24 protein-coding genes are annotated in these 26,372 nt (G+C 65.6%); 16 read left to right on the top strand and 8 right to left on the bottom strand.

Annotated features, from left to right (window positions below):
* The first annotated feature begins 119 nt into the window (after positions 1–119).
* The 7 genes from MJ205_RS18860 to MJ205_RS18890 all read left to right on the top strand — a co-directional run bounded on the left by MJ205_RS18860 (position 120) and on the right by MJ205_RS18890 (position 6,762).
* Positions 120–3,056, top strand: coding sequence for a DNA topoisomerase III (locus tag MJ205_RS18860; protein WP_239809857.1), 2,937 nt, complete (start codon positions 120–122; stop codon positions 3,054–3,056).
* Between the two features lie 46 nt (positions 3,057–3,102).
* Positions 3,103–3,645, top strand: coding sequence for a hypothetical protein (locus tag MJ205_RS18865; RefSeq protein ID WP_239809858.1), 543 nt, complete (start codon positions 3,103–3,105; stop codon positions 3,643–3,645).
* Positions 3,646–3,684: 39 nt separating this feature from the next.
* The gene (locus MJ205_RS18870) at positions 3,685–4,029 is read left to right on the top strand and encodes a hypothetical protein (RefSeq protein ID WP_239809859.1); all 345 of its coding nucleotides are present in this window, start codon (positions 3,685–3,687) and stop codon (positions 4,027–4,029) included.
* 104 nt (positions 4,030–4,133) lie between these two features.
* On the top strand, positions 4,134–4,745 hold the full coding sequence (locus MJ205_RS18875) for a class I SAM-dependent methyltransferase (RefSeq protein WP_239809860.1): 612 nt from the start codon (positions 4,134–4,136) through the stop codon (positions 4,743–4,745).
* Positions 4,746–4,812: 67 nt separating this feature from the next.
* Complete coding sequence (locus MJ205_RS18880; RefSeq protein ID WP_239809861.1) at positions 4,813–5,631, top strand: tRNA-uridine aminocarboxypropyltransferase; 819 nt, start codon at positions 4,813–4,815, stop codon at positions 5,629–5,631.
* Positions 5,632–5,970: 339 nt separating this feature from the next.
* Positions 5,971–6,288, top strand: coding sequence for a DUF4148 domain-containing protein (locus MJ205_RS18885; RefSeq protein ID WP_239809862.1), 318 nt, complete (start codon positions 5,971–5,973; stop codon positions 6,286–6,288).
* Positions 6,289–6,435: 147 nt separating this feature from the next.
* Positions 6,436–6,762 carry a DUF4148 domain-containing protein gene (locus MJ205_RS18890; protein WP_239809863.1) on the top strand — a complete coding sequence of 109 codons (327 nt, stop codon included), beginning with the start codon at positions 6,436–6,438 and terminating at the stop codon, positions 6,760–6,762.
* 406 nt (positions 6,763–7,168) lie between these two features.
* On the opposite strand, the gene MJ205_RS18895 is transcribed toward MJ205_RS18890, so the two are convergent.
* The 4 genes from MJ205_RS18895 to MJ205_RS18910 all read right to left on the bottom strand — a co-directional run bounded on the left by MJ205_RS18895 (position 7,169) and on the right by MJ205_RS18910 (position 9,916).
* A complete protein-coding gene (locus MJ205_RS18895; protein WP_239809864.1) occupies positions 7,169–7,411 on the bottom strand; it encodes a hypothetical protein in 243 nt (80 codons plus the stop codon).
* Between the two features lie 60 nt (positions 7,412–7,471).
* Positions 7,472–8,014 carry a ferritin-like domain-containing protein gene (locus MJ205_RS18900; RefSeq protein WP_239809865.1) on the bottom strand — a complete coding sequence of 181 codons (543 nt, stop codon included), beginning with the start codon at positions 8,012–8,014 and terminating at the stop codon, positions 7,472–7,474.
* A gap of 106 nt (positions 8,015–8,120) precedes the next feature.
* Positions 8,121–8,753, bottom strand: coding sequence for a DUF924 family protein (locus MJ205_RS18905; RefSeq protein ID WP_239809866.1), 633 nt, complete (start codon positions 8,751–8,753; stop codon positions 8,121–8,123).
* Positions 8,754–8,857: 104 nt separating this feature from the next.
* Complete coding sequence (locus MJ205_RS18910; RefSeq protein WP_429948639.1) at positions 8,858–9,916, bottom strand: acyltransferase family protein; 1,059 nt, start codon at positions 9,914–9,916, stop codon at positions 8,858–8,860.
* A 747-nt stretch (positions 9,917–10,663) separates the two neighbouring features.
* On the opposite strand from MJ205_RS18910, the gene MJ205_RS18915 reads away from it, so the two are divergent.
* Together MJ205_RS18915 and MJ205_RS18920 are read left to right on the top strand one after the other, a co-directional pair.
* The gene (locus MJ205_RS18915) at positions 10,664–12,691 is read left to right on the top strand and encodes an acetoacetate--CoA ligase (RefSeq protein ID WP_239809868.1); all 2,028 of its coding nucleotides are present in this window, start codon (positions 10,664–10,666) and stop codon (positions 12,689–12,691) included.
* 206 nt (positions 12,692–12,897) lie between these two features.
* Complete coding sequence (locus tag MJ205_RS18920) at positions 12,898–14,094, top strand: multidrug effflux MFS transporter (protein WP_239809869.1); 1,197 nt, start codon at positions 12,898–12,900, stop codon at positions 14,092–14,094.
* Positions 14,095–14,148: 54 nt separating this feature from the next.
* Here the strand turns inward: MJ205_RS18920 and MJ205_RS18925 are convergent, their stop codons facing one another.
* Complete coding sequence (locus MJ205_RS18925; protein WP_239809870.1) at positions 14,149–14,532, bottom strand: VOC family protein; 384 nt, start codon at positions 14,530–14,532, stop codon at positions 14,149–14,151.
* Between the two features lie 292 nt (positions 14,533–14,824).
* On the opposite strand from MJ205_RS18925, the gene MJ205_RS18930 reads away from it, so the two are divergent.
* A complete protein-coding gene (locus MJ205_RS18930; protein WP_239809871.1) occupies positions 14,825–15,781 on the top strand; it encodes a DMT family transporter in 957 nt (318 codons plus the stop codon).
* 15 nt (positions 15,782–15,796) lie between these two features.
* Here the strand turns inward: MJ205_RS18930 and MJ205_RS18935 are convergent, their stop codons facing one another.
* Positions 15,797–16,744, bottom strand: coding sequence for a LysR family transcriptional regulator (locus MJ205_RS18935; RefSeq protein WP_239809872.1), 948 nt, complete (start codon positions 16,742–16,744; stop codon positions 15,797–15,799).
* Positions 16,745–16,865: 121 nt separating this feature from the next.
* On the opposite strand from MJ205_RS18935, the gene MJ205_RS18940 reads away from it, so the two are divergent.
* The 4 genes from MJ205_RS18940 (at position 16,866) to MJ205_RS18955 (ending at position 22,013) form a co-directional block, all read left to right on the top strand.
* Positions 16,866–17,576 (top strand): pirin family protein, encoded by a 711-nt coding sequence (locus MJ205_RS18940; RefSeq protein WP_239809873.1) that lies wholly within the window; start codon positions 16,866–16,868, stop codon positions 17,574–17,576.
* A gap of 65 nt (positions 17,577–17,641) precedes the next feature.
* Complete coding sequence (locus MJ205_RS18945; protein ID WP_239809874.1) at positions 17,642–18,337, top strand: hydrolase; 696 nt, start codon at positions 17,642–17,644, stop codon at positions 18,335–18,337.
* Between the two features lie 89 nt (positions 18,338–18,426).
* Positions 18,427–20,325 (top strand): amidohydrolase, encoded by a 1,899-nt coding sequence (locus tag MJ205_RS18950; RefSeq protein ID WP_239809875.1) that lies wholly within the window; start codon positions 18,427–18,429, stop codon positions 20,323–20,325.
* Positions 20,326–20,369: 44 nt separating this feature from the next.
* Positions 20,370–22,013 (top strand): MFS transporter, encoded by a 1,644-nt coding sequence (locus tag MJ205_RS18955; protein ID WP_239809876.1) that lies wholly within the window; start codon positions 20,370–20,372, stop codon positions 22,011–22,013.
* A gap of 108 nt (positions 22,014–22,121) precedes the next feature.
* Here MJ205_RS18955 and MJ205_RS18960 read toward each other — a convergent pair whose 3' ends face one another.
* Both MJ205_RS18960 and MJ205_RS18965 read right to left on the bottom strand, forming a co-directional pair.
* Positions 22,122–23,159 (bottom strand): phosphotransferase family protein, encoded by a 1,038-nt coding sequence (locus tag MJ205_RS18960; protein WP_446715036.1) that lies wholly within the window; start codon positions 23,157–23,159, stop codon positions 22,122–22,124.
* Entirely contained in the window at positions 23,156–24,388 is a 1,233-nt protein-coding gene (locus MJ205_RS18965; protein ID WP_239809877.1) for an acyl-CoA dehydrogenase family protein, read from the bottom strand. The genes MJ205_RS18960 and MJ205_RS18965 overlap by 4 nt, the downstream gene beginning before the upstream one ends.
* Before the next feature lie 156 nt (positions 24,389–24,544).
* Between MJ205_RS18965 and MJ205_RS18970 the strand changes: the two genes are divergently transcribed.
* Positions 24,545–25,342 carry a tyrosine-protein phosphatase gene (locus MJ205_RS18970; protein ID WP_239809878.1) on the top strand — a complete coding sequence of 266 codons (798 nt, stop codon included), beginning with the start codon at positions 24,545–24,547 and terminating at the stop codon, positions 25,340–25,342.
* Between the two features lie 30 nt (positions 25,343–25,372).
* Positions 25,373–26,365, top strand: a complete 993-nt coding sequence (locus MJ205_RS18975; protein ID WP_239809879.1) for a hypothetical protein — start codon at positions 25,373–25,375, stop codon at positions 26,363–26,365.
* Positions 26,366–26,372 lie beyond the last annotated feature (7 nt).

Consider the following 26,372-nt stretch of genomic DNA (forward strand, 5'->3'; position numbering starts at 1 on the left):
CGCACACGTACACATGCAGGCGCCCGCGCACATGCGCGTAAAGCGTGCATTGTAAGAGCGTGCTCAGAGAGCCAGCAACCCACAGTGCTGGCAGACCCCAGTTTGATGAGAGTGAACCCATGTCCAAGACCCTGGTCATTGCAGAAAAGCCGTCCGTTGCACAGGACATCGTCCGTGCACTGACGCCGGTGGCAGGCCAATTTGCCAAACACGACGACTACTTTGAAGCCGAGAACTTCATCGTGACGAGCGCGGTGGGTCACCTTGTGGAGATCCAGGCCCCCGAAGAATTCGATGTCAAACGCGGCAAATGGAGCTTTGCCCATCTGCCGGTCATCCCGCCCTACTTTGAACTCAAGCCGGTCGACAAGACCAAGACGCGCCTGAATGCCGTCGTCAAGCTGGCCAAGCGCAAGGATGTCACGGCGCTGATCAACGCCTGTGACGCGGGCCGCGAAGGTGAACTGATCTTCCGCCTGATCGAGCAATATGCCGGCGGTGCCAAGGGTGGCCTGGGCAAGCCGATCCAGCGCCTGTGGTTGCAGTCGATGACGCCGCAAGCCATCCGCGACGGCTTCAACAAGCTGCGTTCGGACAACCAGATGCTGGGCCTGGCCGATGCCGCCCGCAGCCGCTCCGAAGCAGACTGGCTCGTCGGCATCAACGGCACGCGGGCGATGACCGCGTTCAACTCGCGCGATGGTGGTTTCTTCCTGACTACCGTGGGCCGCGTGCAGACGCCCACGTTGTCGCTGGTGGTCGAGCGCGAGGAAAAGATCCGCAAGTTCGTCAGCCGCAACTACTGGGAAATCCACGCCGAGTTCAACGCCCAGGCGGGCGCCTACCCGGCCAAGTGGTTCAACCCGGGCTGGAAGAAGAGCGACGACGCCGAGGCCAAGGCCGACCGCGTCTGGACCCAGCAAGAGGCCCAAGCCATTGCAGATGCCGTGCGCCGCAAGCCCGCCACGGTGACCGAAGAGTCCAAGCCCACCACCCAGGCATCGCCGCTGCTGTTTGACCTGACCAGCTTGCAGCGTGAGGCCAACAGCAAGTTCGGCTTCTCGGCCAAGACCACGTTGGCACTGGCCCAGGCGCTGTACGAACGCCACAAGGCGCTGACCTACCCGCGTACCGATTCGCGCGCGCTGCCCGAAGACTACCTGCCGGTCGCCCGCCAGACCTTCGAGATGCTGGCCCACAGCAGCATGCAGCAGCTCGCGCCGTTTGCGCAGCAGGCCATTGGCGCCAACTACATCCGCGCGAACAAGCGCATCTTCGACAACAGCAAGGTGTCGGACCACTTTGCCATCATCCCGACCACGCAGGCGCCCGGCGCGCTGAGCGAGGCCGAGCACAAGCTCTACACCTTGGTGGTGCGCCGCTTCATGGCGGTGTTCTTCCCCAGCGCCGAGTACCAGGTCACCACCCGTATTAGTCAAGTCGATGAGCACCACTTCAAGACCGAAGGCAAGGTGCTGGTCAAGCCCGGCTGGCTGGCCATCTACGGCAAGGAAGCGGCCCACGAAGTGGAAGACGCCAAGGAAGGCGACAAGGGCCAGAACCTGGTGCCGGTGCAGCCTGGCGAGAAGCCGGTGGCCGACCCGGTCGACCCCAAGGGCCTCAAGACCAAGCCGCCCGCCCGCTACTCGGAAGCGACCCTGCTGGGCGCGATGGAGAGCGCCGGCAAGCAGATCGACGACGACGAACTGCGCGAAGCCATGCAGGAAAAAGGCCTGGGCACGCCTGCGACGCGCGCAGCCATCATTGAAGGCCTGCTGACCGAGAAATACATGCTGCGCGAAGGCCGCGAGTTGATCCCCACGGCCAAGGCCTTCCAGCTGATGACCTTGCTGCGCGGTCTGCAGGTGGAAGAGCTCTCGCGCGCCGACCTGACTGGCGAGTGGGAGTACAAGCTCGCACAGATGGAAAAGGGCCAGCTCTCGCGCGAAGCCTTCATGGCCGAGATCCAGTCGATGACCGAACGCCTGGTGAAGAAGGCCAAGGAATACGACCGCGACACCATTCCGGGCGACTACGCCACCTTGTCCGCGCCCTGCCCGAACTGCGGCGGCGTCGTCAAGGAAAACTACCGCCGCTATGCCTGCACCGGCGTGGGCGGCAATGGCGAGGGCTGCGGCTTCTCGTTCACCAAATCGCCTGCGGGCCGCACCTTCGAGACCGCCGAGGCCGACCAGCTGCTGCGCGACCGCAAGCTGGGCCCGCTCGACGGCTTCCGCTCCAAGGCCGGCTGGCCGTTTGCTGCCGAAGTGGCCATCGTGCGCGACGAGGACAACAACAACTTCAAGTTCGAGTTCCTGTTCGAAGACAACAAGTCCGATGAGGAATCGGGCGAGCTGGTGGACTTTGGCAGCCAGAACACTCTGGGCGCCTGCCCCAAATGCGGCGCTCCGGTGTTCGAGCACGGCGCCAACTATGTCTGCAGCAAAGCCGTGCCCACGGCCCAGCAGCCCACACCCAGTTGCGACTTCAAGAGCGGCCAGATCATCCTGCAGCAGCCCATCGAGCGCGACCAGATGGCCAAGCTGCTGGCGACCGGCAAGACCGACCTGCTCGACAAGTTCGTCTCCAACCGCACGCGCCGCAGCTTCAAGGCCTTCCTGGCCTGGGACAAGGAGGCCGGCAAGGTGAACTTCGAGTTCGAGCCGCGCGACAGCAAGTTCCCGCCGCGCAAGGGCGCGGCCGCCAAGACGGCGGCCAAGACTGCCACGAAGACCGCAAGCAAGACCGCTGCCAAGGCCACGAAGACGGCGGCCAAAACCGCTACCAAGTCGGCCACCAAGACCGCCGCCAAAACGCCCCGCAAGGTCGCCGCGACGCTGACCCCCAGCCCCGCACTGGCAGCGGTGATCGGCAGCGAGGCCACCTCGCGCCCCGAGGTCATCAAAAAGCTGTGGGACTACATCAAGGCCCACGGTCTGCAGGATGCCAAGGACAAGCGCGCGATCAACGCCGACGCCAAGCTGCAGCCGCTGTTTGGCAAGGACCAGATCAGCATGTTCGAGATCGCCGGCATTGTTGGCAAGCATGTGAGCTGAGCGCCGGGATGCAGCACCACCGCACCGCCCGCCGGACCTGCCAGACGTGCTGAGCATGGCCAAGGGCGAGCCGCTGCAGTTGCTCGCGCTGGCCTTGGGCATCTACCTGCTGCTGGAGGCCAGCTTTCATGGCATGGCCTGGCTGCTCGCCCGCATCATTGACCGCGAGGCGCGCCGCCAAGGCCAACCGGCCGAGCCCAGCCCTGCGCATTGGCGGGCCATCTTCTACCGCTTGTTTGCAGTGCTTGCGGTGCTGATGCTGAGCCACTGGTTCAGCCTCGGCTTGAATGGCCCGCATGCGCAGCCCTGGCAGCAGTGGTTGCTCGGCGCGGTCCTCATCGCTACCGTGCTGTCGGTGGTGATGCTCTGCGATGCCTCCATCATCCAGAAGCTCAAGAAGGACAGCCATCCGCATTTCAGCAATATGCAGGAGATGGAGCTGCTCTACATCCTGCGCCACCTGCCCGCGCACCGGCAGTGGTATTTCAGCGCGGCCTACCTGCCGCTGGCCCGGCGCCTGAACAGGGGCATCAGCCTGCTGGCTTTCCTGCTGCTGTACCTGGATGTGCGCTTCTACCAAGGAGGCTGATACAGTGCCTGGAATGCCCCAACGCCCTTTACCACCGCCATGTACCTGCGCCCTGCCTACCGCCGGCTGATCTGGCTGGCCCTGGTGGCTGCCTGCGCTGCTGCGCTATACGCTTGGCGTGGCCCGGCGATCATTGGCGACGCCGAGCAGGCCGCCAGCGCCCTGTGGCGCAAGGCCTCGGCCCCTCCACCCCCCAGCGACGAAGCGCTGCAACGCGGCCAGGCACGGCGTGCGGCACCCGACGGCGGCACCGGCCACACACACCCCGCTGCCGTGCCGCGCAAATGCCAGCTGAACGGCCAGACCATCTACACCGACGGCCCCTGCCCGGCAGGCAGCCAGGAGCAGCTCGTGCCGGAGAACCTGTCCGTCATCCCGCGCTGAAACGGCCCGCCGCAATACCGCAGCGCCTCACCGGTGCGCAGCATCTGCGCGATACTGCCTGCGCAATGCAGCGTGGTGCTGCATGGCATCGATAAAGGACATGCGTGCAATCAGCGGACAGGCAATGGTTTGACGAGGCGTACTACCAGCGCTTTTATTTCGACAAGAAAACCAGCGTGGTCGACCCTGCCCATGCCGCGCGCCTGGGCGCCTTTGTCTGCAGCTATCTGCAGTATGTGCGCGTGCCGGTGCAGCGTGTGCTGGATGTCGGCTGCGGCATCGGCCTGTGGCGCGATGCGATTGCGCAGCATTTTCCGCAGGCCAGCTACCACGGCGTGGAGTACAGCGACTACCTGTGCCAGCGCTACGGCTGGGAGCGGGGCTCGGTCGTGGACTATGCGCCGGCCGATGGCCAGCCCTTTGACCTGGTGATCTGCCAAGGCGTGCTGCCGTATCTGAGCCCCGCCGACCTGAAGCTGGCGCTGGCGAATCTGGCGCGGCTGAGCCGGGGCGCGCTCTATGTGGAAGCCGTTGCCCGCGAAGACTATGAGCGCGACATCATCGACGACGAGCTGACCGACCCGCGCCTGTACCGCCACCGCGCCGAGCTCTACCGCCGCGGTCTGGCCCAGGGCTTTACCGAGCTGGGCGGCGGCGTCTGGCTGAGCCAACGCGCCGATGTGCCGCTGTTCGCGCTCGAAGCACTGCAGCACTGAGCCGCGCCAAGGGCAGCGCTAAACCCGCTGCGCTGCTGGGTTGGGCAGGGCGACGACAATAGCGCCCGTGTCTTCTTCCCCATCTTCTGCCGCTGCCAGCACCGCTGGCGCCGTTGTCCCCCATGCCGTCTCACGCCTGCGCGCCGAACGGCTGCAGCGCAGCACCCGCCCTTTTCTGGCGCGGGGCGGCCCCAAGGGCGAGCGCTGCGAAGGCTGCCGCCTGCGCCCGAGCCACTGCCTTTGCGCGCTGCGGCCCACGCAGGCCACAACGGCAGGCATGTGCCTGCTGATGCACGATGCCGAGCCGCTCAAGCCCAGCAACACCGGCTGGCTGATCGCCGACGTGGTGGCGCAGACCTGGGCCTTTGGCTGGTCGCGCACGGAGATGGATGCCGGGCTGGAGGCCGTGCTGGCCGATCCGCAATGGCAGCCCTATGTCGTCTTTCCGCAGGAGTTTGTGCATGAGCCCGGCCGCGCCGTGCAGCAACTGGCGCCCTCCGCGCAGCAGGGCACGGATCGCAGGCCGCTGTTCATCCTGCTGGACGCCACCTGGCCCGAGGCGCGCAAGATGTTCCGCAAGAGCCCCTACCTGGACCGCCTTCCGGTGCTCAGCCTGCACCCCGAGCAGATCTCGCGCTACCAGCTGCGGCGCTCGCGCCGCGACGACCATTTCTGCACCGCCGAGGTCGCTGCTCTGTGCCTGGATCTCGCCGGCGACCAGCGGGCAGCGCAGACCCTGGAAACCTACCTGGACATCTACACCCACCACTACCTGCAGGCCAAGCACCAGCTGCCGCCCGACTGGCACAGCGCGGCCCACCAGCAGCTCCAGCGCCTGCAAAAACGGGCTGTGACAGCGCTGTCACTGTCGTATAAAACAAGCTAATCTGGTTGCTATGGCAGCCAGCATCTCGGGTCAACCCTGACAGGGTTTGCCGTTGGGTTCTCCCGCCCCGCAAAATCCCATATCTGCCGGAATCCTCCTACGTGAGCGGCTCTCCGGCATGGAGACGGCACACTCCAGCCGCTAGGGGCGATTACACAGCGCCAAAAAAATTAGATCGTATTTCAGAACAATCTATTCCGATTTAGGCTATTTATCGGCGGCGGCCCACTGCATACACTGACTACATCGATCAACGAGAACCACACAAGGTGCACCGCACCACCCGTTGAGCGAACCAGCCCCTCATGGTGAGTCGCTGGAGTTCTCCAGGAGTTAAAAATGAACGCACGTATTTTCTCGATCGCCGGTGTAGCTGCTCTGATGTTGGGTGCCGGTGTTGCCCAGGCCAACCCCTTTGAAGGTGACCGCTCGATTGCGCCCCCCGTGGCTGCCACCAGCGCCGTGAGCCGCGCCGATGTGCAAGCACAGTTCGTCGAAGCCCAAAAGAACGGCACCTTGCTGTTCAAGGGTGACCAGCTGCAGGCCAATGCCTTTGAAAAGGGCAGCAGCAACCTGTCCCGCGCCGAAGTGGTGAAAGCCGCCCACGACGCCCGCGTTGCCGGCACCTTGCCTGAAGGCGAAAGCTTCGGCGAATAAGCCCAGGCAACCGCGCTGAGAGTGGGCCGCAGGCCGCTCTCGCATCCAACCCCCGAATTCCGAATCAACAACCTATTTTTTGGACGCCGCCGCTCCCACAGCGCAAATCAGCGATTTGCCAGCAGCGCGGGTCCGTGGAGAGAAACCATGTTTGCACACAATATGTCCGCTTTGATGATGGCCGCTGGCCTGGTGTTTGCCGGTGCTGCCAGCGCCGCCACAACTGCCCCTGTGGGCAATGGCTCGGACTACCCCGCCTACCCTGCCGCCCAAAGCACCCTGACCCGCGCCGAAGTGCAGGCCAAGGTAACCGAAGCCCAGCGCAATGGCTCGATGGCCGTGATCGGTGACCGCATGAACACCTTCCGTGCGGAAAGCGCCCCCTCCACCCTGAGCCGCGCCCAGGTGCAACAGCAAGCCCATGACGCCCTGGTTGCTGGCACCTTGCCTGAAGGCGAGTCCTTCGGCGAATAAGTGAAAAAATCGCTCTGCCAGGCAGATGCTGGCAGAGCGGTCAGATTCCAGGCTCTCTGTAGAAGCTGAGGCCTGGAGAAGGATGACAGCGGGCATCGCCCGCCACACAACAGAAACGCATTTAGTGCGTAGCCCGGCCAGACCTTGTCCCATTGTGTCTGGGCCGTGCTCTTGGTAGCCACTGCCGGTTCGCCGGCAGTGGTCTTTTTACGTCTCGCGCCGCGACCACCAGCCTCGGCACGTGGTTGCCTGGCCGGCCGCACCTCACCTTGTCGTACGCCCGTACGGTCTGCGGCTCGGTGCCTGGTCGGGGACGCCTAGTCGGGGACGCCTAGTAGGGGCGCCTCATTGGGGACGCCCAGCTTCAACCGCAAACCTGCGGTTTGCTGGGCTGCGCTCACGGCTTTCAATCCAATGCAAAACCGGTTTCGGTGATCTGCAGCTGGCCGTCCTCGCCTTTCTGCAACCAGCCTTGCTCACAGGCATAGTCCAGTGCAGGTTGCTGCTCGGCGGCGCCGACGCCATGGCGTTCCAGCACGTTGCCCAATGACTCCGCGTCCAGACCATCGCCTGCGCGCAGCAGTTCCTCATTGACCATCAGGTAGAGCAGGTGCTTGGCATTCTTGCGTGTTGCTTCGGTATCGGTCATCCCTGTCGTTTTCCATCGCATAAAAAAACCGCAACTCGGTTGCGGCTCGGGTGGTGGTCCTTATTGGGCCTTTTTCATCCAGTCGGACAGCTCATCGGCATGTTCCTGTTCCTGCTCAAGGATCTGCTCGATCAGGCGGCGCGTGGTGTGGTCCTTGTCGCCGATCAGATCGACCATCTGGGTGTAGGCCTCAATGGCGACGCGCTCGGCCACCAGGTTGGAGCGGATCATCGAATGCAGGTCCATGTCGTCGTTGTAGTCGGCATGGCTGCGGCCGCTCAGGCTGTCAGGATTGAAGTCCGGCTCGCCGCCCAGTTGCACGATACGCGTGGCAATGCGGTCGGCATGGGCCTGCTCTTCTTGCGCATGCACCAGAAACTCCTCTGCAATCGCAGGCGATTCCAGACCGGTGGCGGTGAAGTGGTGGCGCTTGTAGCGCAGCACGCAGACCAGCTCGGTGGCGAGAGAATCGTTGAGCAGGCGAATGATGTCCTCGCGGAAAGGCGTGTCATCCGGCAGCACGGCGCCTTCTTCCAGGCTGTTCTTGGCGGCGTCGAGACGCTTGGTATCAAGCGCCAGCGGGGTGCGGGTTTTGTCTAGCATCGCGGCTTCCTTTGGGGGTGGCTGTTATTGAACACTACCCTGACAAGGTACGCGCCCACACCGTCCGCGTCTGTGAGACAAGGTCTACAGTGCTTGCGCAAAAAGTTCAGAAGCCGGCGCCGGGCTGGGCCAGATAGGCCTGCTCCTGGGCGGTGCTGCTGCGGCCCAGGACCGCATTGCGGTGTGGAAAACGCCCAAACCGGGCGATGACGTCCTGGTGGCGCAGCGCATAGTCCCAGGTGCCCTGCAGGTAGGTCTGCAGCTCGGCAGGTTCGGGGTGGCTGTCCCGCAATCGGGTGAACAGATCCACGCTGCGCTGCTGCAATACCGCATCCTCGGCATGCTCGAGTGGCAGATAAACAAATACCCGCACCACTGCCGGCAGTTGCTGGTCCAGGCCGCTGTCGCACAAGCCCAGGGCCAGCTGCAGCGCCTGCGGATCCCCGGCAAAGGATTGCGGCGTGCCCCGGTAGATATTGCGCGTGAACTGGTCGAGCAAGAGGATGCGGGCCAGCGTGTCCCAGACGCCATCGGTCCAGCCAGGCAGCTCGCCGCTCAACGCCGCCTGCACGGTCGTGCCAAAGCGTTCGCGAATGCGCGCATCGAATGCATCGGACTTGCTGAACCATTGCTGCTTGTGCTGCAAGGCCTCGCCGTTGCTGGGGCGGGTGCTGCCCAACCAGAATTGCAGTACCTCGTCGGATGAGGCGATGGGTGCTGAGGGGGACGCTGAGGTCATGGCAAGGCCTGTGTAAATCAAACCCCGCTTTTTTACCATGCAGGAGTGCCTTGCAAGAACCACAAAGCCGGGCAAGGCCCGGCTTTGTGGGGAGAGACGGCCGCTTATGCGGTGCGCGAGCCCGCTGGCTGCGCCACCGGTTTGCTGCTGCCGGAGCGGTCACGCAGGCCCAGTGCCCAGCGCTCGATCGTGTAGAAGGACAGCGCAGCAAAGGCAGCCGAGATCGGCAGGCCCAAAATCACCACCCACTGCCAGTCGGTATGGGCGCGCAGCAGGCGCACCACAGGGTAGTGCCACAGGTAGATACCGTAGGACATCTTGCCGACCCAGACCAGCGCCGGCAGGCTCAGCATGTCAAACAACACACCCTTTTGCTTGCTCACCGCAACAATGATGGCGGCGGCGACCAGTTCGACTAGCGCAAAACCCCAGAGCAGCGCACCGGCGTCGTCCCAGCCGTAGCCAATCACCGCAAAGGGCAGCACCGGCAGCAGCCACAGCAGGTATTTCTGGCGGGCATGCAGGGCATCCATCCACTCGGGGCGGTGCACGGCGACAGCGGCCAGCGCGCTGCCCAGCAGCATGCCGGTGGCGCGGGTGTCGAAGCGGAAGAAGATTTCATAGAAGTGCTGGCCCTGGGCCACCCAGTAGGCGCGCCAGACAAACATCAGCACCACCAGCAGCAGCACCGGGCGCCACAGCTGCTTGCGCGCGGTATGCGCCAGCAGCAGCACCAGGAGCGGTGGCCAGATCAGGTAGAAGTGCTCTTCCACCGACAGCGACCACATGTGCAGCAGGGTGTCCGGGCTGTCAAAGAAGGCGATGCCGTAGTCGGCCAGGTACAGCGCCGAGACCACCACATCCTGGTTTACATCATCGAGGCCCGGCCAGATCAGCGGCGCAAACAGCCAGTAGGCAGCCAGGAACAGCAGCAGCGCCGGGCCCAGGCGCAGGAAGCGGCGCTTGTAAAAGCGCCAGAAGTCGAGGCGGCCCGATTGCTGGTGCTCCTTGAGCAGCAGCGAGGTGATCAGGAAACCGCTGAGCACAAAGAACAGATCCACGCCAAAGAAAGCGCCATCAAACATCGGCGCATGGGCGTGCGACAGAAACACCAGGACGATTGCCACTGCGCGCATACCGTCCAGCGCAGGGTTGTATTTCATACGGAATCCAGACAAAACCAATGATCTCCATCTAACCGCAGCAGGCCCCATGGCCGTTGCTGCGCTCCCAGACTGGGTGTCGTTTCTTTGCGCTGCCGGGGCCAGGCCCGAAGGCCGCCCCCAGCAGTGCTTGCTGGGAATTAAACATCTGTGCTTAACGCGCCAAGCGGCACGAAAGCTGACCCATCGGGCTTTGCGGTTCCCGCGTTGCCGCTGGTTTCCAGGGCATGCAGGGAAGACCAACCATGCGCCAAAGCGCGACGATTGAGAACCCGAGCCTATCGAGTAAGTTCCAGCGTGGATGCTTTATTTTGTGACCAATGCAGTGCAATTGCATGCATCTTGCAGTCACCGTGCAGCGCTTGCGTCCTCGGACGCAGCACGCGGGCTCCTCGCCTTCCATCCCCTCTGCCTTGCCTGGCTCCCGGGGTCTGCGCCCGGGGCCTCTGCCTGCGCTGCACGACATGCAGCGCCTGCGTGGTGATGATCGCTTGCAGGCAGGTCAGCACTGTGTAGGAAAAAACGAAAGGCGCCCGTCAGCACCCGGGCGCGAATTGTGCCAGCAAGCCAATTGCTGCGCCGGCAAAGGGCTTGAGCAGGCTGACAAAAAATAACATTGCAAAGCAGCAGCGGCGGGTCCATCCCTGTGAAAAACAGTCCCTGCTGCCAGGGTGACAGCTTGCGTGCTTCCCCTCGTGCAAGCGGGCCCCGCTTTGCGTACGCTCGGCAAAAGCTTTCTCATCTGCCATGACCACCTCTGCTTCCTCCCCCCTGCCCCAGATCCAGCACTACGAACAATGGCTCAGCCAGCAGCATGGCCTGCAGTTTGAGGACTACGAGGCCCTGCACGCCTGGTCCGTGGCGCATCTGGCCGATTTCTGGCGCAGCATCTGGGACTACTACCAACTCGAATCGCCTACGCCGATCACCGAGGTACTGAGCGCCGATCCGATGCCCGATGCGCGCTGGTTCAGCGGTGCCCAGGTCAGCCTGCCGCGCCAGCTGCTGCGCCATGCGGCAGCAGCCCATCAAGCCGGGGTGCCGGCGATCGTCAGCGACAACGAGCTGGGCCAGGTGCGCGAGATGGCCTGGCCCGAGCTGCAGCGCCAGGTGGCCTCGGTGGCAGTGGCGCTGCGCAGCCTGGGCATTGGCCGGGGCGACCGCGTGGCCGCCTACATGCCCAATATCCCCGAGACAGTGGTCGCGATGCTGGCCTGCGTCAGCCTCGGCGCGGTCTGGAGCGTCTGCGCCCCCGACATGGGCGTGGCTGCCGTGGTGGACCGCTTCAAGCAGATCGAGCCCAAGGCCTTGATCGCCGTCGACGGTGTGTACTACGGCGGCAAGCCGCTGGACCGCAGTGCCGTGGTGCAGTCCTTGCTGGCCGAGCTGCCCACGGTGCAGCACTGCCTGACCGTGCAGACCCCTTATGCGGCCGCCCCCGTGGGCAGCCACCACTGGGACTGGGCCACCACCGGCCAGGATGCGCAGGCTGTGGCCGGCTTCGAGCCCGAATGGCTGCCCTTTGACCACCCGATCTGGATCGTCTACTCCAGCGGCACCACCGGCCTGCCCAAACCCATCGTGCACGGCACTGGCGGCATCCTGCTCGCCTTGCATGTGGCGGGCCTGCACAACGACCTGGGCGCCAGTTACAGCGACAGCCATGCCGGCGAGCGCTTTCTCTGGTACAGCTCCACCGGCTGGGTGATGTGGAACATCCAGGTCAGCGGCCTGCTGTTTGGCACCACGATCACCATCTTCGACGGGCATCCGGCAGGCAGCAGCAGCCAGCCCGACTGGGGGGTGCTGTGGCGTTTTGCGGCCCGGCATCGCACCACCATCTTTGGCGCAGGGGCCGCCTATTACAGCAACTGCATGAAAGCCGGTCTGGACGTCAGCGCCATCGCCGGCCTGCAACAGGTGCGCACGTTGGGCAGCACCGGCTCGCCGCTCGCCCCCGAAGTGCAGCGCTGGGGCAGCGCCCAGCTGGCGGCTGCGGGGGCTGCCGAGGTGTTCTGGTGCAATATCTCGGGCGGCACCGATTTCTGCGGCGCCTTCATCGGCGGCAACCGCAGCCTGCCCCAGGCACCCGGGCGCATGCAATGCCGCTGGCTGGGCCATGCGGTCGAGGCCTGGAACGAGCAGGGCCAGCCCGTGCGCGACGAGGTGGGCGAGCTGGTCTGCACCCGGCCCATTCCGTCGATGCCGCTGTACTTCTGGAACGACCCGGGCAAGCAGCGCTACCTGGACAGCTATTTCGACCACTGGCCCGGCATCTGGCGCCACGGCGACTGGATTCAGATCAACAGCGACGGCAGCTGCGTGATCTATGGCCGCAGCGATGCCACCATCAACCGCCAGGGCCTGCGCATGGGCACCAGCGAAATCTACAACGCGATCGAGGCGCTGCCCGAGGTGCAGGATTCGATGGTCATCGACCTGGAGTACCTGGGCCGCGACAGCTATATGCCGCTGTTTGTCGTGCTGCGCGAGGGCCTGGTGCTCGATGCCGCCCTCCAGGACCGCATCGCGCAGGCGATACGCACCGCGCTGTCGCCCCGCTTTATCCCCGACACCATCGTGCAGGTGGCCGAAGTGCCGCGCACCCTCACCGGCAAAAAGCTGGAGCTGCCGATCAAGAAGTTGCTCCTGGGCCAGCCTGCGGGCAAGGTGCTGAACCCCCAGACCATGGCCAACCCTGGCTGCCTGCCCTGGTACGAGGCCTATGCCGCCCGGCATCTGGCACAGCACAGCGCGCAGACCGCCACCCCCTAGCCGGCATGGGGGCAGAGGCAGGTGCTGCCAAGCAGCCTTGCAACGGACGATGGCGGCGGCCTGGTGCAATAATGCAGATCCTTCTCGATGCACACGCTGCATCCGGCCTGGGTGCCTGAACCCTCGCGTTCCGCACCCACAGGCCTTTTCCGACACCGAACCCTATGAACGACCGCAGGCCCACGGCCTGCGTGTCTGTAACGCGTATGTCTTCAGCCATCTCCCTGCGCCTGGTTTTCATCCTGGGCCTGCTATCGGCCATTGGCCCTTTTGCCATCGACATGTACCTGCCGGCGCTGCCGCAGATTGGCGCCAGCCTGCAAGCGCCCGTCGGTGCCGTGCAAGCCAGCCTGACGGCCTTCTTCCTGGCGCTGGGCGTGGGCCAGCCGCTGTTTGGCACCCTGGCCGACATGTGGGGCCGCAAGAAGCCGCTCTACCTGGGCCTGGCCATTTTCGTGCTGGCCAGTGTCGGCTGCGCGCTGGCGCAGGATATTCACACCCTGGTGGTGCTGCGCTTTATCCAGGGGCTGGGCGCGGCAGCGGGCATGGCCATTCCGCGTGCAGTGGTGCGTGACCTGCACACCGGCCATGAAGCCGCCCGCATGATGTCGCTGCTGATGCTGGTCTTCAGCGTCTCGCCAATCCTCGCGCCGCTGGCCGGCAGCGGGGTGATTGCGGTCGGCGGCTGGCGCATGGTTTTCTGGGTGGTGGCCGCTGCCGCCCTCATCGGCATGGTCGCGATGGCACGTGGCCTGCCCGAGACCCGCGCGGCCAGCCATGGGGTGGACAGCAGCCTCGGCGGCGTGCTCAAAGCCTATGGCCTGCTGCTGCGTGACTGGCACTACCTGGGGCTGGTGTTCATCGGCGCCTGCGCGATGGCCGGCTTCTTCGTCTACCTGGCGGGCTCGCCCTTTGTGCTGATCAACCACTATGGCCTCAGCACCACGCAGTACAGCATGGCCTTTGCGTTCAATGCGATTGCGTTCATTGGTGCGGCGCAGTTCACCGGCATGCTGGGCAAACGCTTTGGGCTGGTGCCCGTTGTCAAACTGGCCGCCACCGCCAGCGGCGTGGTGATGTGCTGCCTGCTGGCCTATTACCTGATGGGCGGCGACCAGCTCGCCGTGTTGATTGGCCTGTACTTTGTTGCCAGCGGCTTGATGGGCCTGGTGATCCCGACGACCTCGGTGCTGGCACTGGAGGCGCATGGCCAGATCGCCGGCACCGCGTCGGCCTTGCTGGGTACCTTGCAGATGCTGACCGGTGCGGTGGCGATGCAGATTGTGGGCGTGTTCTCCAGCGGCAAACCGCTGCCCATGGTGGTGGGCATGGCCACCGGCGCGCTGTGTGGCGTGCTGCTGACCTGGATCACCTTGGGCGGGCGGCGCGGCGCAAAGGTCTGACACCCGCCAACGAAAAACGCCCCGCAGCTGCGGGGCGTTTTTACGGGGGGCGGATTAAACCTTGGGCTGGCGGTAGGCCAGGCAGAGCTTGTTGCCATCCGGGTCGCGCAGGTAGGCCAGGTACAGGGCTGCAGGGCCCTCGCCGCGCCAGCCCGGTGGGTCTTCACAGGCCACGCCGCCATGGGCCACGCCCACCGCATGGGCCTTGTCGACCTGCTCGGTGCTGCTGGCGGCAAAGCCGGTGGTGCTGCCATTGCCGATGCTGGCTGCCTCGCCATTGATGGGGGTGCTGACGCTGAAGGTGCCGCCATTGCCGCGCCAGAAATAGCGGTTCTTGTTGGCAGCACCCGGGGACACGCCCAGCTCGGCGAGGAAGGCATCGTAGAACTGGCGTGATTTCTCCAGATCGCTGGTGCCGAGCATGATGTGGCTGAACATGAAAGTCTCCTTGCAGGGGTGGGAAAAGAAGGGGGTCGGTCGGGCAGCCGCCACTATAGCGGCGCTGCCAGGCGGCAGAAAACGCACGCTTGTCGCGCAGTATCCACCATCATCGCTGCCGGTTTGCAGCCAACACACAACAGTGCCGGGCTGTGCCAGCGCCACTGCTTAGCCCCTCGCTCTGGTCACCTGTCGCCGGCCTGCCACCCCCCCAGCCCGCACAGTCGCTATAGTCGCCCCCGGGCCTGCTGGGGTGCGTTGTGCGTGCCGGGTTCGGCCGGGCAATCCACACATGAATTTACAAAATACCTTCGGCCCGCAGGCCGCCTCGCACCTGCGTTTGATCGGCATGGCCTTGCTCTGGGGCGCCTCCTGGCCCAGCGGCCGCATCGTCGCCCAGCACATGCCGCCGCTGGCGGCGTCAGGCCTGCGTTTTGTGCTGGCCGCCGTGGTGCTGCTGGTCTGGCTCTATGCCGCAGGCGGCATGCGCGGGCTCAGGCAATGGTCGCCCAAGCGCTGGCTCGGCATGGTGGCCGCTGCAGCCACCGGCGTGTTTGGCTATGCCGCCTGCTTTTTGAGCGGTCTGCAGTACCTGCCCGCCAGCAAGGCGGCGCTCGTCATCACGCTCAACCCGGTGCTCACCTTGCTGCTGGCCGCCTGGATCTTTCGTGAGCGCATCAACCGCACCATCGCGCTGGGCATGGCGCTGGCAGCGCTGGGGGCCGTGCTGGTCATCTCGCACGGCGATCCGGCCCAGCTGCTGGCCGGCGGCCTGGGCCAGGGCGAGCTGCTGATCCTGGGCTGCGTGGCCTGCTGGGTCAGCTACACCCTGCTGGGCCGGGCGATACTGGCCGGGGTTGATGCGCTGTCCACCACTGCGGTCACCGCCACCATCGGCGCGGTCATGCTGCTGGCCGCAAGCCTGGTCGCCGAAGGGCCGCAGGGCATGGCCCGGGCCTTCGATGCCGGCCTGCCCGCCTGGGGCGCGCTGCTGTTCCTGGCCTGGGGCTCCACGGCGCTGGCTTACGCCTGGTACTTTGATGGCGTCAAGGCGCTGGGCGCCGGTGCCGCATCCGGCTACATCACGCTGGTGCCGGTGATTGGCGTGGCCTGCTCGGCCCTGTGGCTGGGCGAGCAGATCGATGCCTCGATGCTGCTGGGTGGCGCGATGGCCATCGCCGGCACCGTGGTGATGAACTGGGGCCGGCGCACACCGCGTGCGGTGGCGGTTGCAGCGGCAGCGCGCTAAAGGTCCAAGCCGGCGTCACACGGCCAGCGGATCCTCGTTGAGCTGCGGCGGCAGCTCCGCCCAGGGCTCGTTGATGAACTGCTGGGCCGCATAGTCCATGAAGGCCTGCACGCGCGCGGGCCGGCTGCGGCCCGGCGGGGTGACGATGTTGAGCGACAGCACATCCGCCTCCCAGCCCGGCATGGCCGTCTGCAGGCTGCCATCGCGCAGCTCCTGCCACACCAGAAACGAGGGCTGCAAGGCCAGGCCCATGCCGGCCAGCAGCGCCGGTTGCAGCGCCTCGGCATTGTTCACCTGCATCTGTATCGGCATCACCTGCGTGTACTCGCCATGCCTTGCATGGCGAAAGCGCCAGCTGGTGCCATAGCGCGCCAGGCTGTACTGCAGGCCCTTGTGCCTGGCGAGATCACGCGGGTGCACCGGGCGGCCATAGCGCTCGAAGTAGGCCGGCGACCCCACCAGCAAGATGCGCACCTTGCACAAGGTGCGCGCAATCAGGCTCGAATCGCTCAGGTTGGCAATGCGCAGCGCCAGGTCGAAACGGTCGCGGATCAGGTCCACCTGCTCGTCGGCAAAGTGCAGGTTCAGCTCCACATCCGGGTGCATCGCCATGAACCGGGGCAGGATCGGCGACAGCCGCGCAATGCCGAACGACATCGGCGCGGCAATGCGGATCTGGCCGCGCAGGCTGGTGGATCGGTCGGTGATATCGGCCTCCACCGCCTCGCCTTCCTGCAGGATGCGCGTGGCCCGCTCCAGCGCGCTACTGCCGGCGTCCGTCAGTGCCATGCGGCGCGAGGTGCGGTGGAACAGGCTGGTCTTCATGCGGCCCTCCAGCCGCGTGATGGCCTTGGACACCGTTGCCTGCGACAGCGCCAGCTCGGCAGCGGTGCGCGCGAACGATCCGGTCTCGGCCACCTTCGCAAAAATGGCCCAGGCCTCCAGGTCAGGCAGCTTGCTCATTGCTTCATCGCTTTCTCGATCACATCAAATATGGAATGAATGCTTTTCTATATTTTCTATTTTAATCATATTCAACGCGGCCTACACTTTCTTCATCGACGACAAACACCTGGAGAAAGACATGATTGAACGACGCAGCTTTGACAGCCTGGGCGGTGCCAACCACGGTTGGCTCGATGCCAAGCACCACTTCTCTTTTGCCGACTACCGTGACGCCCAGCGCGTGAACTGGGGCGCTCTGCGGGTCTGGAACGATGACACCATCGCGCCGCAAACCGGCTTCCCACCGCACGGCCATGCCGACATGGAAATCATCACCTATGTCCGTGAAGGTGCCATCACCCACGAAGACAGCCTGGGCAACCGGGGCCGCACCGAAGCCGGTGATGTGCAGGTGATGAGCGCCGGCAGCGGCGTGCGCCACTCGGAATACAACCTGGAGTCCACGACGACCCGCATCTTCCAGATCTGGATCCTGCCCGACCGCCAGGGCGACAAGCCCAGCTGGGGCGCCAAGCCCTTCCCCAAGGGCGACCGCAGCGGCAAGTTTGTGACCCTGGCCAGCGGCATGGACGGTGATGGCGATGCGCTGCCCATCCGTGCCAATGCCCGGGTGCTGGGTGCCACGATCAAGGCCGGCGAAAGCCTGGACTACGGTTTTGCGCATGCCGACCGCTATGGCTACCTGGTCCTTGCCAAGGGCAGTGCCTCGGTCAATGGTGTGGCGCTGTCCAGCCGCGATGGTGCCGCGATCCATGGCGAAACCACGATCCGCATCACTGCCACCGAAGAGACCGAAATCGTGCTGGTGGATGCACCGGCTCTGAACTAAGTCAGCCCAGATTCCTTTTTTAAACACACGCCTTTCCCGTTTTCACTTTTCCAGGAGCACGCACCATGACCAACAAACGATTCCTCGAAGTCCTGACCCCCGCCAACAGCCAGATGATCTTCATCGACCAGCAGCCACAGATGGCGTTCGGTGTGCAGTCCATCGACCGCCAGACTCTGAAGAACAATGTGGTGGGCCTGGCCAAGGCGGCCAAGGTGTTCGGCGTGCCGACCACCATCACCACGGTCGAGACCCACAGCTTCTCCGGCCACACCTACCCCGAGCTGCTGAATGTGTTCCCCGGCAACCCCATCCTGGAGCGCACCTCGATGAACTCCTGGGACGACCAGAATGTGCGTGATGCGCTGGCCGCCAACGTCGCCAAGGGCCACAAGAAGATCATCGTCTCCGGCCTGTGGACCGAGGTCTGCAACACCACCTTTGCACTGAGCGCCATGCACGACGCCGGCTACGAGATCTACATGGTGGCCGACGCCTCGGGCGGCACCTCGCTCGAAGCGCACAACCAGGCCATGCAGCGCATGGTGCAGGCCGGTGTGGTGCCCGTCACCTGGCAGCAGGTGCTGCTGGAATGGCAGCGCGACTGGGCCAAGCGCGAGACCTATGACGCGGTGATGGACATCGTGCGCGAACACTCCGGTGCCTACGGCATGGGCGTGGACTATGCCTACACGATGGTGCACAAGGCGCCCGAGCGTGCACAGCACGGCAACACCATCGGCCCCAAGCCTGCTGTTTAATTGCTTCCAGGTGGGGGCTGGCGTCTTCGCACGCAGGCCCAGACTCCCACCGCCGCCACCCCTCACCACCCACCCAGCACGCCACTGCCATGACCACCTCCAGCCCCGACACCATTTTTCACAACGGCCGCTTCACTACGTTGAACAAGGCCCAGCCCACGGCCAGCGCCGTGGCCATCCGCGATGGCAAGTTTGTCGCGGTGGGCAGTGATGCCGAGGTGCTGGCGCTGGCCAGCAGCGGCACCCGCAAGGTCGACCTGCAAGGCCGCAGTGCGCTGCCCGGCCTGTTTGACAACCACACCCATGTGATTCGCGGCGGTCTGAACTTCAACATGGAGCTGCGCTGGGACGGCGTGCGCTCGCTCGCCGATGCGCTGGAGATGCTGCGCCAGCAGGTGGCGATCACACCCGCACCGCAGTGGGTGCGCGTGGTGGGCGGTTTTACCGAGCACCAGTTTGTCGAAAAGCGCCTGCCGACCCTGGCCGAGATCAATGCGATTGCGCCGGACACCCCCGTGTTCCTGCTGCACCTGTATGACCGCGCCCTGCTCAACGCCGCGGCGCTGCGTGCCGTGGGCTACCACCGCGACACGCCCCAGCCACCAGGTGGCGAAATCGTGCGCGACAGCCAGGGCAACCCGCAGGGCCTGCTGCTGGCCAAGCCCAATGCCACCATCCTCTATTCCACCTTGGCCAAGGGCCCCAAGCTGCCCTTCGAGTACCAGGTCAACTCCACGCGCCACTTCATGCGCGAGCTCAACCGCCTGGGCGTGACCGGGGTCATCGACGCCGGTGGCGGCTCGCAGAACTACCCCGATGACTACCAGGTCATCGAAGAACTCAACAAACAAGGCCAGATCACCGTGCGCCTGGCCTACAACCTGTTCACGCAAAAGCCCAAGGAAGAAAAGGACGACTTTCTGCAGTGGACGCAGTCGGTCAAGTACAAGCAGGGCAACGACTACTTCCGCCACAACGGCGCTGGCGAGATGCTGGTGTACTCGGCGGCCGACTTTGAAGACTTTCGCCAGCCCCGCCCCGACATGCCCCCGCAGATGGAGACCGAGCTCGAAGACGTGGTGCGCGTGCTGGTGCAGAACCAATGGCCCTGGCGCCTGCATGCCACCTATGACGAGACCATCAGCCGCGCGCTCGATGTCTTCGAAAAGGTGCACCAGGAAACGCCCATCAACGGCCTGAACTGGTTCTTTGACCATGCCGAAACCATCTCCGACCGCTCGATCGACCGCATCGCCGCGCTCGGTGGCGGCATTGCCGTGCAGCACCGCATGGCCTACCAGGGCGAGTACTTTGCCGAACGCTATGGCCACCAGGCGATGGAAGCCACGCCGCCCGTGAAGAAGATGCTGGAAAAAGGCGTCAAGGTCTCCGCCGGTACCGATGCCACCCGCGTGGCCTCGTACAACCCCTGGGTGTCGCTGTCCTGGATGGTGACCGGCAAGACCGTCGGCGGCATGCAGATGTACCCCGAGCGCAACCTGCTCGACCGCGAAACCGCGCTGCGCATGTGGACCGAGAACGTGGCCTGGTTCTCCAACGAGGAAGGTGCGCGTGGCCGCATCCAGGTGGGCCAGTTTGCCGACCTGATCGTGCCGAGCAAGGACTATTTCCAGGTGCCCGAGGATGAAATCTCCTTCCTCACCTCGGACCTGACCGTGGTCGGTGGCCGGGTGGTGTACGGCGCAGGCAGCTTTGCCCACCATGACGCCAACCCGCTGCCCCCAGCGATGCCCGACTGGTCGCCCGTGCGCCGCTTTGGTGGCTATGGCGCCTGGGGCGAGCCCGAAGGTGCCGGCAAACACTCGCTGAACCCCGCCCGCTACCGCAGCCTGGCTGCTGCCTGCGGCTGCGGCAGCCACTGCGGCATGCACGGCCACCAGCATGCCGATGCCTGGGCTTCCAAGGTGCCGGCCTCCGACATGCAAGGTTTCTTTGGCGCGCTGGGCTGCTCCTGCTGGATGTCCTGAGCGGTCTGCCCACCCTATCCATTTCTGCTGATCCGAGACCCGCCATGAACCACTCCCACCCCGACCATCCCCCGGCGCAGCCCGCTGCCCCGGCCCCGCCTGCCGGCGGCAGCTTTGCCCCCTTGCAGCAAAAGCTGTTTGCCGTGCTGTGGATCGCCACCGTCGTTGGCAACACCGGCAGCTTTGTGCGCGATGTGGCCAGCGCCTGGCTGATGACCGACCTCTCGCCCTCGCCAACGGCCGTCGCGCTGGTGCAGGCGGCAGCCTCGGCACCGGCCTTTTTGCTGGCCATCCCGGCAGGCGTGCTGTCCGATATCCTGGACCGCCGCAAGTTTCTGATTGCCATCCAGGTGCTGCTGGCCTGCGTCAGCATCAGCTTGATGACCCTGTCGGCGATGGGCATGCAGACGGTGGGCTCGCTCGTGGCACTGACCTTTCTGGGTGGCATTGGTGCCGCGCTGATGGGCCCGACCTGGCAGGCCATCGTGCCCGAGCTGGTTGCCAAGCGCGACCTCAAATCAGCGGTGGCACTCAACTCGCTGGGCATCAACATTGCCCGCGCCATCGGCCCGGCTTTGGGTGGTGTGGTGCTGGCCGGCCTGGGTGCCTCGGTCACCTACGGGGTGGATGTGATCAGCTACGCCTTTGTGATTGCGGCGCTGCTGTGGTGGCCCCGGCCCAAGGCCGAGCAGGACGACCTGAGCGAACGCTTTGCAGGCGCCTTCCGTGCCGGCTTGCGCTATGCCCGCTCCAGCCGCGAGCTGCATGTGGTGCTGCTGCGTGCCTTCCTGTTCTTTGCACTGGCCAGCTCGGTCTGGGCGCTGCTGCCCCTGGTGGCCCGCCAGCTGCTGGGCGGTGGTGCCGGCTTCTACGGTGTGCTGCTGGGCGCCGTTGGTGTCGGTGCCATTGGCGGTGCCTTCCTGCTGCCCAAGCTGCGTGCCCGCCTGTCGTCCGATGGCCTGCTGCTGATGTCGGCCCTGGTCTCGGCTGCCGTGATGGCCTTCCTGGCGGTGTCGCCGCCCCAATGGGCTGCTGTGCTGGCGCTGCTGCTGCTGGGCCAGTCCTGGATCACCGCGCTCACCACGCTCAACGGTGCCGCCCAGGCCATTCTGCCCAACTGGGTGCGGGGCCGTGCGCTGGCCGTCTACCTGACCGTGTTCAACGGCGCAATGACTTTCGGCAGCCTGAGCTGGGGCTTTACCGCCAAGGCCCTGGGAGTGCCCAACACCTTGCTGGTGGGTGCTGCCGGCCTGGTCGTGATGGGGCTCATTGCCCACCGCATCAAGCTGCCCGAAGGCGAGGCCGACCTGGTGCCGTCCAACCACTGGCCCGAGCCGCTGACCGCCCACCCGGTCGACAAGGACCGGGGCCCGGTGATGATCCAGATCCGCTACCACGTGGCCAAGGACAACCACGCCCCCTTCCTCAAGGCCCTCGCCCGCCTGTCTGCCGCCCGCCGCCGCGATGGCGCCTATGCCTGGGGCATCGTGCAAGACACCGCTTCCGAGGACCACTTCATGGAGTGGTTCCAGGTGGAATCCTGGGCCGAGCACCTGCGCCAGCACAAGCGGGTGACCCATAGCGATGCCGATGTGCAAAGCGAAGTGGCGCAGTACCACCAAGGCAGTGAACCCCCGGTGGTCCAGCATTTCCTGTCGGTGAACCACCCCGCCCAAGGCCATGCCTGAGCATTGAACCTGGCCACCCAGGCTGCCCACCGGCCGCCTGGGTGCTGCGTTTGAAAGGGGCCTGCACGCCCGCCGCTGCCGCCGGGCGTGCAGCCGCCTCAAAGCTGATCAGCCGCGCTCAAAAGCCTGTGCACATTGCCAGCCCAGCGCTGCCAGCGGGCCGGCCTTGGCGCCCGTTGCCACGGCATCGGCAGCAGCGGCCGTGCCATCGGCAGCGCGCTGCGCAATGCCGTAGAGGATGGCGGCCATGCGGAACAGGTTGAAGGCCAGGTAGTACTCCCACAGAGGCCCTGGGTCGCGGCCCGTGCGCTCGGCATACAGCGCCAGGTACTGGCGCTCGTCGGGGATGCCCAGCGCCGCCAGATCGCAGCCGCCCATGCCGCGCCACAGCGCGGGCGGCACGCGCCAAGCCATGCCGTGGTAGGCCAGGTCGGCCAGCGGATCGCCCAGGGTAGACAGCTCCCAGTCCAGCACGCCGATGATCTGCGGCTCGCTGGGGTGCCAGACGAGGTTGTCCAGCCGGTAGTCACCATGCACCAGGGTGGTCTCCTCGGCCTGCGGCAGATGCCGGGGCAGCCAGTCCATCAGCTGCTGCATCGCAGGGTCTACCGGCACCCGCAACTGCTGGGTCTGCTGGCTCCAGCGCCTGGTCTGGCGTGCCACATAGCCGCCCGGGCGGCCATAGCTGCCCAGGCCCAGCGCAGCCGGGTCCAGCTGGTGCAGCGCGGCAATCACGCGGTTCATCTCGCCATACAACGCGCCGCGCTCGGCAGGTTCCATCCCGGGCAACGCCGGGTCCACCAGCACCCGGCCGTCCAGAAAATCCATTAGGTAGAACGGCGTGCCCAGCAGCCCGGCATCGTCGCAATAGGCCAGCATGCGGGGCACGGGCACGGCTGTGCCGGCCAAGGCCTGCATCACCTGGTGCTCGCGGTCAATCGCATGCGCACCGGCCACCAGGCTGCCAGCAGGCTGCTTGCGCAGCACCATCTGCCGCCCGCCCACCTGCAGCTTGTAGGTGGGGTTGGACTGGCCGCCCGCCAGCACGCTGACGGCAACCGGCTCACCCTTCGACAGGCCCAGGCCGTGCAGATAGGGCTGCAGCCGCTGCGCCAGCGCCTGCGGGCTGTGGCTGGCGGCGTTCACAGCGGGCGCGGTGCTGCGGGCACCGCCTGGATAATCGCGGGCACGCCGCGCTCGGCCTGCGCATCCTTCTCGGCCGCCTGCACCAGCTTGCGCGCCATGCTGAAGCGGTGCACCTCGCTGGGGCCGTCGTAGATGCGGAAGGCGCGCATGTCCATGAAGATGCGCATCACCGGGGTCTCCATGGTCACGCCCTGGCCGCCCAGGATCTGCACGCAGCGGTCCACCACGCGCCATTCGGCCTCGGAGCAGACCACCTTGGCGCGGCTCGATTCATAGCTGCCCTGCTCGCCCTGGTCCAGCAGCCAGGCGGTGTGCCAGATATGCAGGCGCGCGGTGTGCAGGTCCATGTCGTTGTCGGCGAGCATAAAACCGACGCCCTCGTGCGATGACAGCGGCTTGCCAAAGGCCGTGCGGCGGCGGGCATAGGCCAGCGCCACATCCTGCGCGCGCCGGGCCTGGCCCAGCCAGCGCATGCAGTGCGTCAGCCGCGCGGGCGCCAGGCGCACCTGGGCATAGCGAAAGCCCTTGCCGACCTCGCCCAGAATGGCGCTGGCGGGCACACGCAACTTGTCAAAACGCAGCACGCCGTGGCCGCCGGTAAAGCAGGCATCCATCGCATCCATCGAGCGCTCCAGCGTGATGCCGGGCTGGTCCATATCGCTCAGAAACATCGTGGCGCCACCGTCTTCGGTGCGGGCCATGATGATCGCGTAGTCCGCCCCTTCGGCGCCGGTGATGAACCATTTCTGCCCGCTGATCAGGTAGTCATCGCCATCGCGCACCGCCACCGTGGCCAGCGCCGCCGGATCGGAGCCGGCACCCGGTGCGGGTTCGGTCATCGCAAAGCAGGATCGCAGCTGGCCCGCGACCTGCGGGCGCAGCCAGCGCGCCTGCTGGGCCGGGGTGGCGACCGCCTCCATCAGGTGGATATTGCCTTCATCGGGCGCATGGATGTTCAGCGCCGTCGGGCCCAGCCAGGAGTAGCCGGCCTCTTCAAACACCACCGCCTTCTCGACATGGGTGAGGCCCAGCCCGCCCAGCTCGCGCGACGCATGGGGCGTGAGCAGGCCGGCCGCGCGGGCGCGCCCGACCAGCTCGCGGCGCAGCGCCTCATCGGGGCCATGGCGGCTTTGCCGGGCATCGCTCTCCAGCGGAATCACCTGCTCGGCGATAAAGGCGCGGGTTTTGTCGCGCAGCGCCAGCAGTTCGGGGGTCAGGGAAAAATCCATGGTGCGGTCTTCGGGTAAGGGGGCCCGCAAATGGTGCCATGCGCCGCGTGCCAGGCCGTCACAGTTGAGACAGAGCGGCCCGGCCCTGCACAACAGCGCCTGCCCAAGACGCCCTGGCGTCGTACCCCGGTCTTGCAGATGGGCTATAAACAAAGGATGCCCATCCAAGCCGAATCTGCAGCGCTTACCCCCGAGGCCACCGCTGAGGCCTACACCCGCCACCTGCCGCTGGCGGGCACCACCAATTTCCGCGACCTGGGCGGCTACCAGGGCTTGGACGGCCGCACGGTGCGCTGGCGCAAGCTGTTCCGCTCCGACCACCTGGCCTTGCTCAGCCCCGAATCCCAACTGCAGCTGCTGCGCGAGCTGGGCGTGGCCCGCTCGGCCGATTTTCGTGGCCAGCGCGAGCAGACGGTGGACCACTATGCGATCGACGGCCTCCAGCACCACTCGCTGGCCATCGAGCCGACCCTGGTGCAGCGCGCCTTTAGCCTGATGCAGCAAGGCCAGCGTCTGACCCCGGCCCACACGGTGGAGCTGATGCAGGACACCTACCGCAGCTTCATCCACGACCATGCGGCCCCGTTTGCGCAGTTCTTCGAGATGCTGCTCGACAGCGATGCGCCCATCGTCTTCCACTGCACCGCCGGCAAGGACCGCACCGGCTGGGCCGCCACCTTGCTGCTGACCACCCTGGGCGTGCCCCAGGATGTCGTGCTGCAGGACTACCTGCTGACCAACGACTACTACCACCGCCCGGCCGAAGCCGTGGCCGCTGCCGCCCACATCCCCGAGGACGTGCTGCAGGTGCTGTGGCGGGTGCAGGAGCCCTTCCTGACCGCCGCGATCCAGCCGGTGCTGCAAGACTACGGCAGCATCCCCAACTATGTGGAAAAGGTGCTGGGCGTAGATGCAAAAGCCCAGCAAAAGCTCGCGCAGATGTATCTGGAATAATCGGTTGTTCCTTCGACCTAAGGCTCCACTATGAGCCGCCAGCCGATGAACAATCTTCCCTCCTCCCCTCGCCCGCCGGGCGCCTTCCGTTGGACACCCCGCCAGATCACACTGGCCAGCCTGTTGGTGCTGGCCGTGCTGCTGTGCTGGCTGCCGGCCTTTCAGACCATGGCCGACCGCTATGTGGACGACGGCCTGCAACGCTCCCTGCTCAGTTTTGCCACTGCCCGTGCGCTGCACAGCGTCGTCTCGGTGCTGCAGGGCACCGAGCTGGCCGTGCAGCCCATGGGCGTGGGCCTGACCTTGACCCTGGGCCAGGTGCTGGCCCCCATTAGCGACCTGGTCGCCCAGTTTGCCGACTGGATGCTCTGGGCCAGCATTGCGTTTGGGCTGCAAAAGCTGCTGCTGTCGATGGGTGGCAGCTATGGCGTGACGGGGCTGCTCAGCCTCATCGCACTGGCCTGGCTGCTGCTGCGCTGGCGCCAGCAGGCGGTGCCGACCTGGCTCAGCCGCTTGCTGGTGGTGCTGCTGTTCACCCGGCTGGTGATGCCCGTCACCATCATCGGCAGCGAGGCGCTGTTCCAGCACTTCATCGCGCAGACCTACCAGGAAAACCAGATCGCCACCGAAGGTGCGGTGGGCCAGCTGCAGCAGTTTGATGTGCGCGCCCCGGCCAAGGCGCCAGCTGCGGACGCAGCCACGCCCACCCCGCCGGCCAGCCCCGCCGTGGCGCCGTCATCCAGCCTCTGGGAGCGCTTCAAACTATGGGGGCAGCAGGCCCAGCAATCGGCCAGCCAGGCGGCATCGGGGGTGCAGGATCTCGTGCGCAACCCGGGCGATGCGCTGCGCGACAAGCTCGGCGAGCTGCAGCAGCAACTCGACCAGCAGGTGGAACGGCTCGTGACATTGATGGTGGTGTTTGCGCTGCAGACCCTGGTGATACCGCTGGTGCTGGTCTGGGCGCTGCTGCAGCTGTGCAAGGGCTTGCTGGCCGGGCCACGCCAGCCAGTTGCCAAATCGTAGGAGCAGG

The sequence above is a fragment of the Comamonas sp. B21-038 genome (assembly GCF_022387135.1).
In the GTDB taxonomy this organism is placed as follows: Bacteria; Pseudomonadota; Gammaproteobacteria; order Burkholderiales; family Burkholderiaceae_C; genus Comamonas; species Comamonas sediminis.